Source organism: Bordetella petrii (assembly GCF_000067205.1).
Lineage (GTDB): Bacteria > Pseudomonadota > Gammaproteobacteria > Burkholderiales > Burkholderiaceae_B > Bordetella_A > Bordetella_A petrii.
In genome coordinates, this window is the sequence record NC_010170.1 from 700,437 (window position 1) to 718,083 (window position 17,647).

Here is a 17,647-nt window from a genome sequence, read left to right on the forward strand (position 1 = left end):
ATTCCGTGCGAATGGCCGCTATTTTAGAGGAGTGTATCCGGGGCCGCGCCGGCCCTGGCCGGCGGCCGCGGCGTTCAGCCGCGCGCGCCAGTGCCGGGCAGGCGCAACTGCGAGCCGATTTTAAGGTTGTTGCCCTTAAGGTTATTGAGCGCGCGCAGAGTATCGACCGACGTGCCGTAACGCTTGGCCAGGCCGAACAGGGTGTCGCCGGCCCGCACTTTGTGGGTGCGCACGTTGGGACGCCGGCTGCCGCGCGTGGCGGGCTTGGCGCGCGAGGGCGCCGCGTCGAGGGAGTCGAGCGCGCCGGCCGGCGTTTCCAGCGAGGCGAGCTGCACGCCGGCCCGGCCGCCGCTGGGCACCAGCAGGCTGCCGCCGCTGGCGGTTCTGCGGCGACTGGAGATGTCGTTGGCGCGGCGCAGTTCGGCTTCGGAAATGCCGAAGCGCTTGGCGATCGAAGCATACGATTCGCCGCGCCGCGGCTGGTACACCTTCCAGGAGCTCAGGTCGCCTTGGTAGGCCTGCAGGTTGGCGTTGAAGATGTCGACCCGGTCGGTGGGCAGCAGCAGGGTCGGCTGGTGTTCGCCGCGGATCAGCGGGCGGTTGAACGACGGGTTGAGCGCCTTGAATTCTTCGAGCGGCATCTCGGCCAGCCGGGCCGCGACTTCAAGGTCGATGTCGCGGTTCTTGCGCACCATGGCAAAGTACGGCGAATTTTCCACGGGCGGCAGCACCACCGCGTACTTGCGCGGGTTGGCGATGATGTTTTTGATGGCCTGCAGCTTGGGCACGTAATTGCGCGTTTCTTCGGGCAAGTCCAGCGACAGGTAGTCCGATGGCAGGTTGGCCGCTTCGTTCTTGGCGATGGCGCGCTGCACCGAGCCTTCACCCCAGTTGTACGAGGCCAGGGCCAGGTACCAGTCGCCCTGCATTTCGAACAGCTTTTCCAGGTAGTCGAGCGCGGCGTAGGTCGAGGCGATGGGGTCGCGGCGCTCGTCGCGCCACCAGTCTTGCTTCAGGTTGAAATACTGGCCCGTGGTGGGTATGAACTGCCACAGCCCCGAGGCCTGCGAGCGCGACAGCGCGGTGGGGTTGTAGGCGCTTTCCACGAAGGGCAGCAGGGCGAGTTCAGTGGGCAGGCCGCGGCGGTTGATCTCGTCGACAATAAAGTACAGGTACTTGCCGGCGCGCGCGGCCATGCGCTGCACCGACTCCGGGTGCGCCGCGTAGTAGTCGGTCCATTCCTGGGCCAGCGGGGTGTTCAGGTTGGGGATCGCGAAACCGCGCCGGATGCGGTCCCAGGCATCGACGGGCGGATTGGTGAGGTCGACAGTGCGGGAAGTATCTTTGGCGGTGTACTGCTGTTTGGCGGAGTCGATGGCCTGTACCGGTTGGCGCGCGGTGCCGGCGCAGCCGGCGAGCATGGCGAGAACTAGGGGTAGCAGGAGTCGGGACAGGATCATCGGTCGGTTGTCACTTGAAATCGTTCTTCCATTCGCGCAGGGCTGCAAACACGGCCACGGGCGTGTCGAGGACACGTCCGGATTGGACTGCGGCAGCCTGGGCAACGTTGGCCTGCTGTGTACGCAAGAAGGGGTTGGTGTCCTGTTCCAGCCGCAAGGTGGACGGCAGGGTGGGACGACCTTGCTCGCGCAACTGCTGGGCCCGCTGATACCACTGTTGCAGGGTGCGGTTGGCGGGTTCCACCGCCATGGCCCAGCGCAAGTTGGCTAGAGTGTACTCGTGTGCGCAGCAAACCTGTGTATCGGCCGGTAAAGCGGCGAATTTTTCCAGCGAGGCATGCATCTGCGCAGGCGTGCCCTCGAACAGCCGTCCGCAGCCCCCCGCAAACAGCGTGTCGCCACAGAACAGCAGCGGCTGCCGGCCGGCGGCCCGGCCGTAATAGGCGATATGGCCGGCGGTGTGGCCGGGCACGTCGAGCACCGAAAGGTCCAGGTCGAGCTCGGGCAGAGTGACGCGGTCGCCTTCGGACAGGCGCACGTCGCAGTGTGGCAGACGTTCCTGCGCCGGGCCGTACACTGTGGCCGGCGCGTGCCGCAGTAGTTCGAGCACGCCGCCGACATGGTCGCCGTGATGATGGGTGAGTAGAATGGCGCGCAACTGCAGCCCGCGCCGCGCCAGCAGCTCGAGCACCGGGCCGGCCTCGCCCGGGTCCACCACGGCAACCTGGCCATCGCGCACAATGGCCCATATATAGTTGTCGGAAAAGGCTGGCAGCGGCGCTACAGTGCCGTCGCCGCCCGGGGCAGGCATGGCTTGCATCATTTCAGGAACGTCGACTTGAGCGAAGAAACTCCGCCGATTGTAGAACTGGCCGAATGGTTCCAGACGCCGCCAGGCGAATACGTCCTGGCCTGGGAGCGCGCGCAGTTCGACGCCATGGTGGCGGATGTTTTCGGATATTACGCCTGGCAGGCGGGATTGTCCGAAATCAATTTGCTGCGGGCCAACCGCATGCCGTTCAAGGGCTGGGTGGGCTCGCAGATGCCCACCCCCGAGCAGGCGGCGCAATGGCAGGGCTGCGTGGTGGCCCGTCCCGACGCCCTGCCATTCGAGTCGCAGAGCGTCGACCTGCTGGTGTTGCCGCATGCCTTCGAATGCACCGACGCGCCGCATGAAGTGCTGCGCGAAGCCGAGCGCGTGCTGGTGCCCGAAGGCCGGCTGGTCATCTCCGGCTTCAATCCCTGGAGCCTCTGGGGAGCCCGCACGCGCATGCCGGGCATGGAGCCGTGGCTGCCGCATGCGCCCTCGGCTCAGGTATCCTTGCCGCGCCTGAAAGACTGGCTGAAGCTGATGTCGTTCGATGTCGCGCCCGGCCGTTTCGGCTGCTACACGCCGGCCTGCCGCACCGAAAAATGGCTGCGGCGCTGGCACTTCATGGAAACCTACGGCCGGCGCTGGTGGGCGGTGGGCGGCGCGGTGTATGTCGTGTCGGCCGTCAAGCGGGTGGCCCGCATGCGCCTGATCGGCCCTGCCTGGAAAAAGTCGCGGCGCAAGCGCGCCCGCGCGGGCTCGGTGGTGGTCAACCGCCAGGCGGGGCCCGGCGAAACCTGAGGGGCCCGCCCGCGTGGGCCCGCCTACATACCAAGATGATGCAGACAGATAGCAATGAAGACGGCCCGCAGGTCGAAATGTGGACCGATGGCGCCTGCAAGGGCAATCCCGGGCCGGGGGGCTGGGGCGTGCTGATGCGCGCCGGCGCCCATGAAAAAACCCTGCACGGCGGCGAGGCGGGCACCACCAACAATCGCATGGAACTGCTGGCCGTCATTGAAGGCCTGCGCACGCTGAAGCGGCCCTGCCAGGTGGTGATCCACACCGATTCGCAGTACGTCATGAAAGGCATGACCGAATGGCTGGCCAACTGGAAGCGGCGCGGCTGGCTGACCGCCGACAAGAAGCCGGTGAAGAACGCCGAGCTGTGGCAAGCCCTGGACGAGCAGGTGGCCCGCCATAAGGTATCGTGGCGGTGGGTGCGCGGTCACGCCGGCGACCCTGGCAACGAGCGCGCCGACGCCCTGGCCAACCTGGGCGTGGAGAGTCTGCGCAAGCGTCGGGCGGGGGCGTAGCGCCATACAGGTGTCGCTCTGTATTGGGGAATACCCGATAAGTGTTCTGTCCGGCACACCGGCGCGCGCGTATTTGTGCCAGTATGTAAAAGCTGGTGCTACAGTGCCATGCCGCCATTTGTGTTCACAGTGCGCCCGGGGGCGATGTCATGGCCGGGCGTCCCTATGCACCGCCACCAATTCGCATGAAAAAAGCTGTTCTGCTGGCCGCTGCCGCGGCCGGGGTCGCCGCGGGCGCGGCCCTGGGGTTCTGGGCGCCGCGCTGGCTGACGGCGCCTCCGGCCGATACGCCTGCGCGGGCAAGCGCCACGGCTGCGCCCGTCTCTGCCATTCGCGTGGAAACCGCCAAGGTGCAGCAACTGACCTTCACCCGCGGCATCTCGGCGGTGGGCAGCCTGCGCTCCGATGAGTCGGTAGTGCTGCGCCCCGAAGTGGCCGGCCGCATCCAGCATATCGATTTCCAGGAAGGGCAGCCGGTCACGAAAGGGCAGGTGCTGATCCGGCTCGACGACTCTGTGCCGCGCGCCGAGCTCGACCAGGCGCGCGCCAACCTGGCCCTGGCCCAAAGTCACTACCGGCGCGCCGTCGACCTGCAGGGCCGCGGCTTCGTCAGCCAGCAGGCGCGCGACGAGGCGGCCAGCAATCTCAAGGTGCAGCAGGCGGCCGCCGCGCTGGCCCAGGCGCGGCTCGACAAGATGACCATCCGCGCCCCCTTTGCCGGCATTGTCGGCCTGCGCAGCATGTCGGTGGGCGACTACGTCGACCAGGGCCAGGATCTTGCCCCGCTCGAGGCCATAGACCCGCTCAAGGTGGATTTCCGTGTGCCCGAGATGTATTTCGGCAAGGTCAAGGTGGGCCAGGCGCTGACGGTGCGGCTCGATGCTCTGCCGGGCGAAGTGCGCCAGGGGCAGGTCTACGCGGTCAGTCCGCTGGTGGACGCGGGCGGGCGTTCCATCTTGCTGCGCGCCACCGTGCCCAACGCCGACTCGCGGCTGCGGCCCGGCATGTTCGCACGCGTGCAGCTGCTGTTCGGCGCCGACCAAGTGCTGGCGGTGCCCGAGGCGGCGCTGGCGCCGTCGGGCCAGTCGCAGTACGTGTTCAATGTGCGTGACGGGCGGGCCCACCGCGCCGAAGTCACCCTGGGCGAGCGCCGCGACGGCAAGGTCGAGATCCTGACCGGCGTGGCCGCCGGCGATCAGGTCGTGGTGGCCGGCTTCCAGCGCCTGACCGACGGCGCGCCGGTCGAGATCGTGCCGGCGCCCGCTGCCGGCGCGTCCGGGGCGGAACGGTCATGATCCTGTCCGAGATCTGCATCAAGCGGCCGGTGTTCGCATCGGTGCTGTCGCTGATCATCGTGCTGGTGGGCCTGATTTCGTATTCGCGCCTTACCGTGCGCGAATACCCCAACATCGACGAGCCCATCGTTTCGGTCAACACGATTTACAAGGGCGCATCGCCCGAGGTGATCGAGTCGCAGGTCACCAAACCGCTCGAAGACCAGCTGGCCGGCATCGAGGGCGTGAACGTCATGACCTCGCGCAGCCGCACCGAGCGCAGCCAGATCAACATCAAGTTCGACCTGTCGCGCGACCCGGACGCCGCCGCCGCCGAGGTGCGCGACAAGGTCTCGCGGGCGCGCCGCTACCTACCCGACGAAATCGACGAGCCCATCATCGGCAAGGTCGAGGCCGATGCCTACCCGATCATCTACATTGCGGTGGAGTCGGGTTCGCTGTCGGCCATCCAGACGTCCGATTACATCAACCGCTACATCAAGACCCGCCTGTCGGTGCTACCGGGCGCGGCCGAGGTGCGCGTGTACGGCGAACGGCTGCCGTCCATGCGCATCTATGTCGACCGCGACAAGCTGGCCGCCTACAACCTGACAGTGCAGGACGTCGAAACCGCGCTGGCCAGCCAGAACGTCGAAATTCCGGCCGGCCGCATCGAATCGCGCGACCGCGAGTTCTCGGTGGTGTCGTCCACCGACCTGCAAACGCCGGCGCAGTTCGCGGCCATCGTGGTGGCCAACGTCAAGGGCTATCCGGTGCGGCTGGGCGACGTGGCCAAGGTCGAGATCGGCGCGGCCGACGACCGCATCCTGTCGCGGTTCAATGGCCGGCCGGCTATCAATATCGGCCTGACCCGGCAGTCCACCGCCAACCCGCTGGACTTGTCCAAGGCCGTGCGGGCCGAAGTCGCGCAGCTTAACGAAACCCTGCCGGCCGGCATGAAGCTGAACATCGCCTACGATTCGTCGGTGTTCATCGAGCGCTCGATCCAGTCGGTCTTTCGCACCATTGGCGAGGCCATCGTGCTGGTGGTGCTGGTGATCTTCTTTTTCCTGCGCAACCTGCGCGCCAGCATCATTCCCATCGTCACCATTCCGGTATCGCTGATCGGCGCGTGCGGGCTGATGTACCTGTTCGGGTTCTCGGTCAACACCCTGACCCTGCTGGCCATGGTGCTGGCCATCGGCCTGGTGGTCGACGATGCCATCGTGGTGCTGGAAAACATCTTCCGCCACATCGAAGAAGGCATGCCGCGCCGCCAGGCGGCGTTCCAGGGGGCCAAGGAAATCGGCTTCGCGGTCGTGGCCATGACACTGACGCTCGTTACTGTGTATGCGCCGCTGGCGTTCGCCACCGGCCGCACCGGGCGCCTGTTCATCGAATTCGCGCTGACGCTGGCGGGCGCGGTGCTGGTGTCCGGTTTCGTGGCGCTGACCCTCACGCCCATGATGTGCTCGGTGCTGCTGCGCCACGAGCCGCGCCACAATCGCTGGTACAACCTGGTGGAAGGCTGGCTGGAGGCCCTGGCGCGCGGCTACAGGCGCGCGCTGGGCCTGGCGCTGCGCCATCGCGGCGTGGTGGTCGTGGTGGGCCTGCTGGTGGCGGGCGCCAGCGGGGTGCTGTTCTCGGTGGTCAAGAGCGAGCTGGCGCCCATTGAAGACCGCGGCGTGATCTTCGGCACGGTCAGCGCGCCGGAAGGCGCCACCCTGAACTACACGCTGGAAAGCATGCTCGAGATCGAGCACTTCTACAGCCAGATTCCCGAGGCCGAGGCCAACCAGGTGTCGGTGGGCTACCCCACGGTCAGCGACGCCACGGCGATCCTGCGCCTGAAGCCCTGGGAACAGCGCGAGCGCAAGCAGCAGGAAATTGCCCGCGAGCTGCAGCCCAAGTTCGCCGGGCTGCCGGGCGTGAAGGCGTTTCCCACCAATCCGCCCTCGCTGGGGCAGTCGGCGCGCTCCAAGCCGGTGGAGTTCGTCATCATGAGCCAGGCCTCGTATCCCGAGCTGGCCAGAATGGTCAATGTGTTCGTTGACGCGCTGCGTTCCTATCCGGGCCTGCAGAACCTGGATACCGACCTGCGCCTGAACACCCCCGAGCTGCGCGTGCAGGTCGATCGCGACAAGATGGCCGACGTGGGGGCGGGCGTGGACGTGGTGGGCCGCACCCTGGAATCGATGCTGGGCGGTCGCCAGGTTACCCGGTTCAAAGACGAAGGCGAACAGTACGATGTGATCGTGCAGGTGCTGCCGCGCGATCGCGCCAACCCGGCCGACATCTCGGGCATTTATGTGCGCACCCGCGACGGCAGCATGGTGCAGCTTGACAACCTGCTGTCCGTGCACGAAAGCGTGTCGCCGCAGTCGCTCAACCACTTCAACCGCCTGCGCGCCGTCAAGGTCGAAGCGGCGGTGGCGCCCGGCTATGCGCTGGGCGAAGTGCTCGAGCACATGCACGAGGTGGCGCGCCAGGTGCTGCCGCATACGGTCGTCACCGACCTGGACGGACAGGCCCGCGAGTTCCGTGATTCGTCGGGCAGCATCTACCTGGTGTTCGCCATGGCCCTGGCCTTCATTTACCTGGTGATGGCCGCCCAGTTCGAAAGCTGGCGCAATCCGTTCATCATCATGTTGTCGGTGCCGCTGTCCATGACCGGCGCGTTGCTGGCCTTGTGGGCCAGCGGCGGCACCTTGTCGATCTACAGCCAGATCGGCCTGATCACGCTGGTGGGGCTGATCACCAAACACGGCATCCTGATCGTGGAATTCGCCAACCAGCTGCGCGACCAGGGCCGCGAACTGGTCGATGCCGTGGTCGAAGCCAGCGTGCTGCGCCTGCGCCCCATCCTGATGACCACCGGCGCCATGGTGCTGGGCACGCTGCCGCTGGCGGTGTCCCATGGGGCCGGCGCCGAATCGCGCCAGCAGATCGGCTGGGTGCTGGTGGGCGGGCTGATGCTGGGTACACTACTGACTTTGTTCGTGGTGCCTGTGGCCTACACGCTGATCGCAACCGTGCGCCGCAAGCCGGGCCACGCCGCCGAAAGCGCAGGCCATGCCGCGCCCCCCGCTACTGAATAGCCTGCCATGCGTCAAATCATCTTCGATACCGAAACCACCGGCCTGGACCCTTCGCAGGGGCATCGCATCGTCGAGATCGGTTGCGTCGAAATCGTCAACCGCGTCGTGACCGGCAACCACCTGCACATCTACCTGAACCCCGATCGCGACAGCGATCCGGAAGCCCTGGCAGTGCACGGGCTGACCACCGAATTCCTGGCCGACAAGCCGCGCTTCGCCGATGTGGCGCAACAGTTTCTGGAATTCATCCAGGGGGCGGAACTCATCGCCCACAACGCCGCCTTCGATGTGAAATTCTTCAACGCCGAGCTGTCCATGATCGGCCGCGGCGACCTCTCCCAATACTGCGCCCTGGTGACTGATTCGCTGCAGCATGCGCGCACGTTGTACCCGGGCAAGCGCAACTCGCTGGACGCGCTGTGCGACCGCCATGGCATTTCCAACGCGCACCGCACGCTGCACGGCGCTTTGCTCGACTCGCAATTGCTGGCCGAAGTCTGGCTGGCCATGACGCGCGGCCAGGATGCGCTGCTGATCGACGTGGACGACGCCAGCCAGGGGGGCGGGGCCGGCATCGCGCTGGGCGCGTTCGATAGCTCGGTGCTGCCGGTGCTGGCGGCCACGGCCGACGAGTTGGCCGAACACGAAGAGTACTTGGCCAGTCTCGACAAATCCGTGGGTGGCGCATGCGTATGGCGCAAGCTTGATGCGCCGGTCGCGGTCGATGCCTGAGCGGCCGGGCGGGCATCGCCGCACGCGTTTGCGCAGGGCTGTTTACGTGTGCTAGAATTTCGCCTCTTTGGGTGGTTAGCTCAGTGGTAGAGCACTGCCTTCACACGGCAGGGGTCACAAGTTCGAACCTTGTACCACCCACCAGAATATCCAGAGAAATCAGGGGCTTAGCCAAATTGGCTAGGCCCTTTTTCTTTACGTATTCAAAAAGTACTCAAAACCGCTCACGCCGCTCGTAGTGGCCTATATCCGGGCCCGTCAATGGCCCATGCAAAGTTCGCCTCGACTATTGCAGAAGTGAGCGTATATATACCGGTCGCGTACTTTGCGTTACGATGAATTCCAACAAAAGAGCCGGGTAGCGTTTGGCTGGAAAAGTGACTAAATGAGAATTTCTTATCTTTTTGTGCTCGCCATTCTCTTCCTGAGCGGCTGCAGGCTGGATACCAAGACTGCAGAGGAAGTCGCTCAATTGAAGCAGCACATTACGCAGCAAGACAGTGCGATCCAAGAATTGAAGCGGTCAAGCGAGGCGCTCAAAGCCGAGTTAGCTTCCGTGAAGTTGGACACCTCATTCAATTCGTTGAGGCTGAATCTCGAATCAGCATCCTACACAGCTCCACTTAATCTCACCGACCAGAGCTTTTCAACTGTTCGTACCGGCCTGGGGATCTTCCTGGTGTCGGTGCAGGATGTCACTCCGTTCGCCAACGGGGTGAAGCTGAAGCTCGACGTTGGAAACCCTCAGGCCATGACGTATGCGGGCTTGAAGTTCAAGCTTTCCTGGAAGACAGCCAGCAACGCCAATGGGCCCGATCAAACCAAGGATATCGATCTGCCCCAGCGGTTCTTGCCAGGCTCTTGGAACCGGGCGGAGTTGGTCATCTCGCCAGCCAAGGCAGACGACATCGCGAACGTGCGCGTTTCAATCGATCCGAACCAGGTTCGATTGCAGGTACCCGCGTCCAAAGGCTAGCCCCAACGAAGAAGCCGCCCGAGGGCGGCTTTAACTTTGTTGGGTCTCCTTCTGAGTGGGGACCTCGGCCCGATAGTAATGAATATTCAGAGTGATGATCTCCGAATAGCGGAGTACAAAGTAATCACCCGTGATTGGATAGAATCGCACAGCCACGTCCTGTGGGCCGACATCCGGCTCGTTTTCTCCGGCACTCTGGATAGGCTTCTCTATTGCCCTATCTTGCTCGATCCTTCTTCGCTCCGTGGCGGTTAAAACGATCCTATCTAGTTGGCCATCCTTGTCGGTAAAGTACTCGTCCAGAAAACCGTGATAGAGATATGCCTGCCCCGCTACCTCGACTATAGCGGACACGCTAATGAGGAGCATGGGGCGCTCAGAGGCCTTGAAGTCCGCCTTGGAAAGTAGGTAGTACCATGGCGCGCGGTGGAATCGAAATAGCTTCGACAGACAAGAATCGAACCGGTCTAGCTCGAAATAGACTATGCACGCTCGGATAGCCGTCGGGACCAGGATAGCAAGAACATACAACGCGCCGAAGTACTGAGCGATTTGCCAAGCGCTCCCCGCAATCGCCCGAAAGTCTTCAGCAGCGAGCGTCGAGGGTGAAACCAGGACATGAACAAAGAGATCTAGGCGTGCAGTACGGTCAAGAAAATAAGCGCCAGCCAAGACCACACCGTGCAAAAGGGCAGCGCAAACTACCCCTCCCGCGACCACTTGACCAAAGGGAGAGAAATCCTGAGACTCTTTCTCAACAAGCTTGAGCCTAGATCGAAAGATGAAGCCCGGCAAGAGAACGAAAAATACAACAATCGCCGGGACAGCAAGGTTCATCTAGGGTTTCAGTGAAACCGGAAGGCTATGCCGCTTTGGGCACAGAAGAAATGACCACCGTGCGTTCAGCCCCAGAGGCACTCTTGAACGTGAAAGAACTTTTCCCGGCCTCATTCGCCTGCGTCTTACGCATAGCCTCGCGCAGCTTGCTGGTAGCTTCACGGCTAGACAAAACTTCTTTAATCAGGGGGCTTTTAGATACTTTCATCATTACCTCAGAGGGGATGGTTTTGCCTCATCGGCTACTGCGAACCCAGGTTCTCCCCGGGGCGGCTTATTGTCCTCAAGGACAACAACGCACAATCGAAGTATAGGCCGAAATGCTCAAATTTGAGTATCGACGTACGCATAGATTGCGTTTTTGCCGCAAGGTTCCGTCCCCCACCGCCCTCCCGGGCGGTTTTCTTTGGTGTCGGAGGTGGAGCGTCTTCTACGCCCCTTCCCAAGGTTTGCGGTCCTGGGGCCGGTTTCGGTGGGCCAGCAGGGGCGCATGAATGGGCGTAAAAGCCCCCTCGGGGTGGTTCCCCACCACGGCCCTCCATACCCCAGCTCCTGGTCGGAAAGCGATAGGGGGGCTCCTAGCAGGTCATCCGTTGATGCCTGCGCCAGTAGGGCGGCTACTGACTGCTCAGCGGCGATTTCCTGCCTCGTTTCGCCATTCGATTTACCTTTTTTTCTGGACGTTTATGAAAAGAAAGCCCCCCACGCGGTTTCCGGACCCCCGCTTGTCGACTTTCAACCCGCCCCTCCCGTCTGTCCGAGAAGGGTGACGGCCGCCGGGGCAAGGCCGATCGTGTGCCAGGTCGACACACGTCTTGGTCCCCGCGCCGCCTCTGGGGGTTTTGCTGGATCTCGGCACTCGCCCAGTAATCCGAGGCCGCCCTTATCGGGTACACCGAGCCCGGCGGGAGGGCTATCATCACTCGCTCCCGAAGCTGATGATCTTCACGGCCGAGGGGGAGAACACAGCCAGGCCAAGGCGGCCTTCAGCCAGCGCCGTAACCAGGTTGTTGATCATGTCGTCACCAGAGCGGCCGAACTCTACCCGGGCGTCCATGCGGTCCAGGATCGCCACCTGCGAGCTATCCAGCACCAGAGGCTCGCCCTCGGTCACGCTCGGATCAGACATGGCACGCAAGCCCCAGATGGTTTGCTTGTTTCCGCCCACCCAGCCGCTGGCCACATAACCCTCGTCGGTCGTGCGCTCGCTGCGGATGGCGAACAGGTCATTGGGATGGATGATCACGGTGTCAGCATTCCAGCCCTCCACGTCCAGCGCAGTGGCAGCATTGCCAATGGCATCGGCCAGGGCCATGGTTCCCGGGACCTGGTGCTGCGTGGCCTGGGTGGCCAGCCCTTGGATCTTGCCCACGGTAGCGCCCGCGATGATCTCTGCCGAAGCCTTGGCCAGGACGCCGTAGCGCAGCAGGGGGCTCACTTGTTGGGTGAGGGCTGGGGCGTCGTCCAGTACCCGGCGCAGTTTTCCCGGCACCGCCTTACCAGGCAAACACTCCCGGTTTCATCCAGGTGCGTCGCGCGCGCCCTCGATTGCCATCCAGCAAGGCAGCCCGTGTTGTCCGCGCACGGCAAAGTTGAGCTTCATTCCTGATAAATTGAAACAAAAAAGAAAATAAATTAGACAAAATATGTATTCTGTATAAGATCAGTGACAATCCATGGCAATCTGACGGCCTTCCGAAGCTCTGGAAGGCCGCGCTGTACTTTGTGGAGTATCCGAATGCGCATCAACCTTCCGATCACCCAGAATTGCTATGACTTTCCCGCGGACCAGACGCTTATCTCGATAACTGATCTGAAAGGCCGCATCACTTACTGCAACCCCAACTTCATCGAGGTCAGCGGCTTCACGCGCGCCGAGCTGATTGGCCAGCCGCACAACCTGGTGCGGCATCCCGACATGCCGGACGAAGCATTCCGGGATATGTGGGAAACCATCCAGGCCGGCATGCCTTGGACGGCGCTGATCAAGAACCGCCGCAAGAACGGCGATTATTACTGGGTGCGGGCCAACGCCACACCCATGCGCAACGGCGCGCGCATTGTCGGCTATCTGTCTGTGCGCACTCATGCGCCGCAGGACGAGATCCAGGAGGCCGAGGCCCTCTACGCCGCCATGCGCCGCGACGCCGAGCGCGGCCAGCGCGTGCATGTGCTGCATCGCGGCGCGGTGCTGAACAACAGCCTGCTAGGCCGGGTCGGCCGCCTGTTTTCTTTCGGGTTGCGCGGCCAGATCATCCTGTCGACCTTGTTCATGGCGGCGGTTGCGCCGCTGGCCTATGTCATCGGCAAGCCCTACGGCGCGCCCGAGTGGGTGCCGGCCCTGGCCAGCCTCGCGGCCGCCGCGCTGGTGGCCCGGCGGCTCGTCCGCATTGGCGTCGCGCCGCTGCGCGAAGTTATTTCCACTGCCAACTTGCTGGCGGCCGGCGATCTGACGCAGTATGTCCGGGTTGACGGCAAGGGCGAAATCGGCCAACTGCAATTGGGCCTGGCCCAGCTGGCCGTGTCCATGCGCACGGTGGTGCGCGATGTGCGCGAGGAAGTCGTCAAGCTGCGTAGCGGCGCGGGCGAAATCGCCAGCGGCAACCGGGACATGTCGGCGCGCACCGAGTCGCAGGCCGGCAGCCTGGAACAAACCGCCGCCGCCATCGAACAGATTAGCCACACGGTGCACCAGACCACCGGCATGGCCGAATCGGGCGCCGGTATGGCACGCGAAACGGTGGGAGCCGCGCAGCGCAGCCACGAGGCCGTGCAGAACGTAGTGACGACCATGCACGAGATTTCTCAGGCGTCGCAGCGCATCGGCGACATCATTCAGGTGATCGAAGGCGTGGCCTTCCAGACCAACATCCTGGCGCTCAATGCCGCTGTCGAGTCCGCGCGCGCGGGCGAGCAGGGCAAGGGCTTTGCCGTGGTCGCCAGCGAAGTGCGCGCGCTGGCCCAACGCACTACCCAGGCCGCCAAGGAAATCCGCGCGCTCATCGAAGAGTCGGGGCAGCGGGTGCGCCTGGGCGAGCAGCGCGCCGGCGAGGCCCGCACCCGCATGGACGAGGTGGTGGACGCCATCCAGCGTGTCACGGATTCGCTGGAGCATATCAACGATACCAGCCAGCAGCAGTCGTCCGGCATCGGCCAGGTGAATACGGCCGTTACCCAGCTCGACCAGATCACCCAGCAGAATGCCGCCATGGTAGAAGAGCTGGCCGCCGCCGCCAGTTCGCTGGACGAGCAGGTCAGCGTGGTGCATGACACGATTCGCGTCTTCCGGCTGACCGATCAGGACTCCTCGCTGGCTGAAGTCGACGCCGTGGCGCTGCGCAAAGAAGGCCGTGCCATGCTGGGCAAGCCGTCGGGCGGGCAACAGCCCGGCCTGGCGTTGATTGCCGCCTGAGCGGCCGGGCCCCGTCCGGGGCTCAGCCGCGCGGCTTTTCCAGGGACCGCACCATGTAGCGGGCGCCCGCTCCGTATTGCGCCAGCTTGGTTCGCAAGCCGGCATGGGCGGCCGCCGCCCGGTAGCCCAGGCGCTCCCAGTAGCTCACCGCCGGCCGCAGCGCCACCAGGCTGGTGTGGCACAAGCCGCGGCGCCGGGCATGCTCCAGCCCGCCTTGCAGCAGGGCCTGCGCCACGCCCAGGCCTTGCGCGGCCGGCAGCACTGCGCAGTCGTGCACGAACCAGCTGTCGGCATCGCGCGGCACGGCATCCAGCGGAGTATTCAAGGCCGGCGGGTGATCGGCCAGCCAGGGGTAGGCCACCAGGTAGCCCAGCAGGCCGGCCGGGCCTTCCGCTACCTGGCAGGTGCCGGGCGAAATCTCTAGCCGGTTCTGGAACAGCGCGGCGTCTTCGAGCAGCGTGGCCGGATACACGCTGGCCTGGATGCGCAGCACGGGCTCGATGTCGTCGGCCTGCATCGGCCGCACGTGCGGGCGGTCGGTCATGGAAACTCCGTAAGTGACCAGGGGATTGTATCGGCCGCGTGAACGCCGCGTGCATCAGCCGCGTGCATGGGCTGACACATGGCCCCGTGCCCGCCGTGCCGGCGGTTCGACGAAAATTCGACGTGGGGCTGCGCATACTGGGCGCTCTGGTTCTGCAAGTACCCGGTATATGCCCATCGAGTTCCGTTCAGAAGCGCCCGCGGCCGCCGTGCCGCCTTCCCAGGCTGCCGCGCCGCTGCGCGCGCTGCCTGCCCGTGCCGACGCCCTCGGCGACTGCCACGTCAGCTGTGTCATTCCCTGCCTGAATGAGTGCGACAACCTGCGCCTGCTGCTGCCCGCATTACGGGCGCAGCTGCAGGGGCTGTGCGCCCAATGGGAGATTATCGTCGTCGATGACGGCAGCACCGATGCCACCCCCGAATTGATGGCCGAATGGACTGTGCTGGACGGCATGCGCTATGTGCAGCTGTCGCGCAATTTCGGCAAGGAAGCCGCCTTGTCAGCCGGATTCGAGGCCGCCGACGGCGACGCGGTGATCTGCCTGGATGCGGACCTGCAGCATCCGCCCGCCCTGATCGGCGCCATGCTGCAGCGCTGGCGCGAGGGCGCCGACATGGTCTATGCCGTGCGCACGCACCGCGGCGACGAATCGTGGCTGAAGCGGACTGGCGCGCGTGTGTTTTATCGGCTGCTCAGCGGCGCCCACGGGGTAGAGGTGCCGGCCCATGCCGGCGATTTCCGGTTGATGGACCGCCGCGTGGTAGAGGCCCTGGTGGCGTTGCCCGAGCGCACGCGCTTCATGAAAGGGCTGTATGCCTGGGTGGGTTTCCGGGCGGAGCCCTTGCCTTATACGCCCGACGCGCGCGCACACGGCGCCAGCCGCTACGGCGCGTGGCGGCTGGTGCGCCTGGCGCTGGACGGCCTGACGGCATTCACCACCTGGCCGCTGCGCCTGGTCAGCCTGCTGGGCTGCGCATTTTCGCTGGCGTCGTTCGCTTACGGCTCCTACCTGGTGCTGGCCTATTGGTTCAACGGCAACCAGGTGTCGGGCTGGACCACCATCATCACCGCGTTGTTGTTTTTTGCCGGCGTGAACCTGATTTCGCTGGGCGTGGTCGGCGAGTATGTCGCCCGCATTTTCGACGAAGTAAAGGGCCGGCCTTTGTATGTCGTGCGCCAACGGCGGGGCCGGGCCCAGCGAACCGGCGCCAGGCGGGGCCAGGCATGAACGCATACCGCTTGAAGCAGTTGCGTGCCGGGGTGCCGCCGGCCGGCCTTTTGCTGCTGGCCGCCGGCATCTGGCTGGGCTGGCTGGCCTGGATGCGGCCGCTTACCCTGCCCGACGAGGGCCGCTACGCCGGCGTGGCCTGGGAAATGCTGCGCAGCGGCTCGCACGCCGTGCCGCTGCTGGACGGCATGCCGTATTTCCACAAACCGCCGCTGTACTACTGGATGGCCGAGCTGTGTTTCCGCCTGTTCGGGTTGAACGAATGGGCGGCCCGCATGCCGTCGTGGCTGGCCGCCTGGGCCGCGCTTGCCGGGCTGTACGCATTCGTGCGGCGCTATCGCGATGCCGCGTGCGCCACCGCCGCCGTCGTCATCCTGGCCACCATGCCGTTCTATTACGGCGCGGCCCAGTTCGCCAATACCGACATGCTGGTGGCAGGCCTGGTGACGCTGGCCGTGCTGGCTGGCGCCGACGCGGTGCTGCGCGCTGAGGCGGGCGAGCGTTATCGGGTGCCGTCGCTGGCCGCGGCCGTGGCGGCGGCGCTGGCGGTGCTGGCCAAGGGTCTGATCGGCCTGGTGCTGCCGGGGGCCGCGCTGTGCCTGTGGCTGCTGTACACGCGCCGCTGGCGCGGCTTTGTCGTGCTGCTGTGGCCGCCCGCCCTGGCCGCGTTCGCGTTGGTGGCCGTGCCGTGGTTCTGGCTGATGCAGCAGCGTTTTCCGGGTTTCTTCCATTACTTCTTCGTATATCAGCACTTCGAGCGCTTTGCCCAGTCGGGTTTTAACAACGTGCAGCCATTCTGGTTTTACGTGCCTGTGGTGGTCGGCCTGGCACTGCCCTGGTCGCTGTGGGGCGGCGGCGCCCTGCGCAAGGTTTTCTGGACGGACGCCGATGCCTTCGGGCTGCGCAGTCTGATGGCGATATGGGCGGGGGTCGTGCTGGTTTTCTTTTCGATTCCCAGCTCGAAACTGATCGGCTATGTGCTGCCGGCGTTGCCGCCCCTGGCGGTGTTGCTGGCCGAAGTCTTGCAGCAGGCCCTGCAGCGCGGCGACCCGCGGCGCACGCGGCGCATGGCATGGGGCTGCGCCGCCGCGTCGGCCGCCATCTGCGTCGTGCTGGTGGGGGTGTTCGCCGCCAATCCGCGCCGCAGCGCCGAAGCGCTGGGCCGCCGTATCGCGGCCGAGATGGGCCCGGCCGACACGCTGGTGACGCTGCACTCGTATCCCTTTGACCTGGGTTTTTATACGGGCGCGCGCCGGCCGGGCTGGGTGGTGGACGACTGGAGCGATCCCGAGATCGCGCTACGGGACAACTGGCGCAAAGAGCTTTACGACGCCGGCCAGTTCGGGCCCCAGGTGGCGCGCCGCGTACTGGTGCCGCATGGCGGGCTGGCCGCCCGCCTGTGCGCGGCGGCGCCCGGTAGCCGGTTCTGGGTGTGGGGCGGCGTCGACGATGGCCGGCGCTTTCGCATCTTGCACGGCATGCAGGCGCCGCTTGCCGACGCGCACTACCGGGTCTGGCGGGTGGACGTCGACGCGGCGTTCAGGCAGCGGGTCTGTGGCGAAACGCCCACAGCCGGCTTGCCAGGAACGTCAGCACGGCCAGGCCCAGCAGGATGATCGCCAGCAGCACGTCGTAGCGTACGCGCGTGACGTGGAGCAGCCATGCGTATGCCGCCTCATTCAAGGCGAATCCGCACGCTGAAATCAAGAAGAAACGCCGCCCGGCTATGGTCCAGCGTGACGCCAGGTGGCGGAAGGTAAGTCGATAATGACCCGTGAACGATACGACGAACGCAATCAGCCAGCCTGCCGCATTGGCGGCCAGCGGGGGCATGCCCAGCAATTCGACGCAGGCCACGGCGGCCAGCCAGTGTGTGGCCGCGGCCGCGCAGCCCACGGCGATGAACCAGCCAATTTGTTTGAGCAAGGCGCGCATGGCGAATCGGGAATGGGCCAATGG

At 65.0% G+C, this 17,647-nt stretch carries 15 protein-coding genes and 1 tRNA gene; 10 read left to right on the top strand and 6 right to left on the bottom strand.

Annotated features, from left to right (window positions below; genetic code table 11):
• Nucleotides 1–74 precede the first annotated feature (74 nt).
• Both BPET_RS03150 and gloB read right to left on the bottom strand, forming a co-directional pair.
• Nucleotides 75–1,460 carry a transglycosylase SLT domain-containing protein gene (locus tag BPET_RS03150; RefSeq protein WP_012247649.1) on the bottom strand — a complete coding sequence of 462 codons (1,386 nt, stop codon included), beginning with the start codon at nt 1,458–1,460 and terminating at the stop codon, nt 75–77.
• 10 nt (nt 1,461–1,470) lie between these two features.
• Entirely contained in the window at nt 1,471–2,280 is an 810-nt protein-coding gene (gene gloB / locus BPET_RS03155; protein ID WP_050978310.1) for a hydroxyacylglutathione hydrolase, read from the bottom strand.
• A gap of 18 nt (nt 2,281–2,298) precedes the next feature.
• On the opposite strand from gloB, the gene BPET_RS03160 reads away from it, so the two are divergent.
• From BPET_RS03160 to BPET_RS03190, 7 genes are all read left to right on the top strand, one after another.
• On the top strand, nt 2,299–3,072 hold the full coding sequence (locus tag BPET_RS03160) for a class I SAM-dependent methyltransferase (protein ID WP_041862670.1): 774 nt from the start codon (nt 2,299–2,301) through the stop codon (nt 3,070–3,072).
• Nucleotides 3,073–3,107: 35 nt separating this feature from the next.
• A complete protein-coding gene (gene rnhA / locus BPET_RS03165; protein WP_012247651.1) occupies nt 3,108–3,587 on the top strand; it encodes a ribonuclease HI in 480 nt (159 codons plus the stop codon).
• A 185-nt stretch (nt 3,588–3,772) separates the two neighbouring features.
• Nucleotides 3,773–4,882, top strand: a complete 1,110-nt coding sequence (locus tag BPET_RS03170) for an efflux RND transporter periplasmic adaptor subunit (protein WP_041862671.1) — start codon at nt 3,773–3,775, stop codon at nt 4,880–4,882.
• Nucleotides 4,879–7,959 carry an efflux RND transporter permease subunit gene (locus BPET_RS03175; RefSeq protein ID WP_012247653.1) on the top strand — a complete coding sequence of 1,027 codons (3,081 nt, stop codon included), beginning with the start codon at nt 4,879–4,881 and terminating at the stop codon, nt 7,957–7,959. Before BPET_RS03170 ends, BPET_RS03175 begins: the two co-directional genes overlap by 4 nt.
• Before the next feature lie 6 nt (nt 7,960–7,965).
• Nucleotides 7,966–8,691 (top strand): DNA polymerase III subunit epsilon, encoded by a 726-nt coding sequence (gene dnaQ, locus BPET_RS03180; protein WP_012247654.1) that lies wholly within the window; start codon nt 7,966–7,968, stop codon nt 8,689–8,691.
• Between the two features lie 69 nt (nt 8,692–8,760).
• Nucleotides 8,761–8,835, top strand: a tRNA-Val gene (locus BPET_RS03185).
• Nucleotides 8,836–9,076: 241 nt separating this feature from the next.
• Nucleotides 9,077–9,667 (top strand): DUF3251 domain-containing protein, encoded by a 591-nt coding sequence (locus BPET_RS03190; RefSeq protein ID WP_012247655.1) that lies wholly within the window; start codon nt 9,077–9,079, stop codon nt 9,665–9,667.
• A gap of 30 nt (nt 9,668–9,697) precedes the next feature.
• Here the strand turns inward: BPET_RS03190 and BPET_RS03195 are convergent, their stop codons facing one another.
• The gene (locus tag BPET_RS03195; RefSeq protein WP_012247656.1) at nt 9,698–10,504 is read right to left on the bottom strand and encodes a hypothetical protein; all 807 of its coding nucleotides are present in this window, start codon (nt 10,502–10,504) and stop codon (nt 9,698–9,700) included.
• Nucleotides 10,505–11,423: 919 nt separating this feature from the next.
• Nucleotides 11,424–11,942: a phage major capsid protein gene (locus tag BPET_RS03200; RefSeq protein ID WP_158310067.1), complete on the bottom strand. Its 519-nt coding sequence runs from the start codon at nt 11,940–11,942 to the stop codon at nt 11,424–11,426.
• 300 nt (nt 11,943–12,242) lie between these two features.
• Between BPET_RS03200 and BPET_RS03205 the strand changes: the two genes are divergently transcribed.
• Complete coding sequence (locus BPET_RS03205; RefSeq protein ID WP_012247659.1) at nt 12,243–13,916, top strand: methyl-accepting chemotaxis protein; 1,674 nt, start codon at nt 12,243–12,245, stop codon at nt 13,914–13,916.
• 22 nt (nt 13,917–13,938) lie between these two features.
• Here BPET_RS03205 and BPET_RS03210 read toward each other — a convergent pair whose 3' ends face one another.
• Complete coding sequence (locus BPET_RS03210) at nt 13,939–14,460, bottom strand: GNAT family N-acetyltransferase (RefSeq protein ID WP_012247660.1); 522 nt, start codon at nt 14,458–14,460, stop codon at nt 13,939–13,941.
• A 169-nt stretch (nt 14,461–14,629) separates the two neighbouring features.
• Here BPET_RS03210 and BPET_RS03215 point away from each other — a divergent pair, with 169 nt between their 5' ends.
• Nucleotides 14,630–15,688, top strand: a complete 1,059-nt coding sequence (locus BPET_RS03215; RefSeq protein WP_012247661.1) for a glycosyltransferase family 2 protein — start codon at nt 14,630–14,632, stop codon at nt 15,686–15,688.
• Nucleotides 15,685–17,304 (top strand): ArnT family glycosyltransferase, encoded by a 1,620-nt coding sequence (locus BPET_RS03220; RefSeq protein WP_012247662.1) that lies wholly within the window; start codon nt 15,685–15,687, stop codon nt 17,302–17,304. Before BPET_RS03215 ends, BPET_RS03220 begins: the two co-directional genes overlap by 4 nt.
• Here BPET_RS03220 and BPET_RS25695 read toward each other — a convergent pair.
• The gene (locus tag BPET_RS25695; RefSeq protein WP_081482960.1) at nt 17,228–17,623 is read right to left on the bottom strand and encodes a GtrA family protein; all 396 of its coding nucleotides are present in this window, start codon (nt 17,621–17,623) and stop codon (nt 17,228–17,230) included. The genes BPET_RS03220 and BPET_RS25695 overlap by 77 nt on opposite strands.
• Nucleotides 17,624–17,647: the final 24 nt, after the last annotated feature.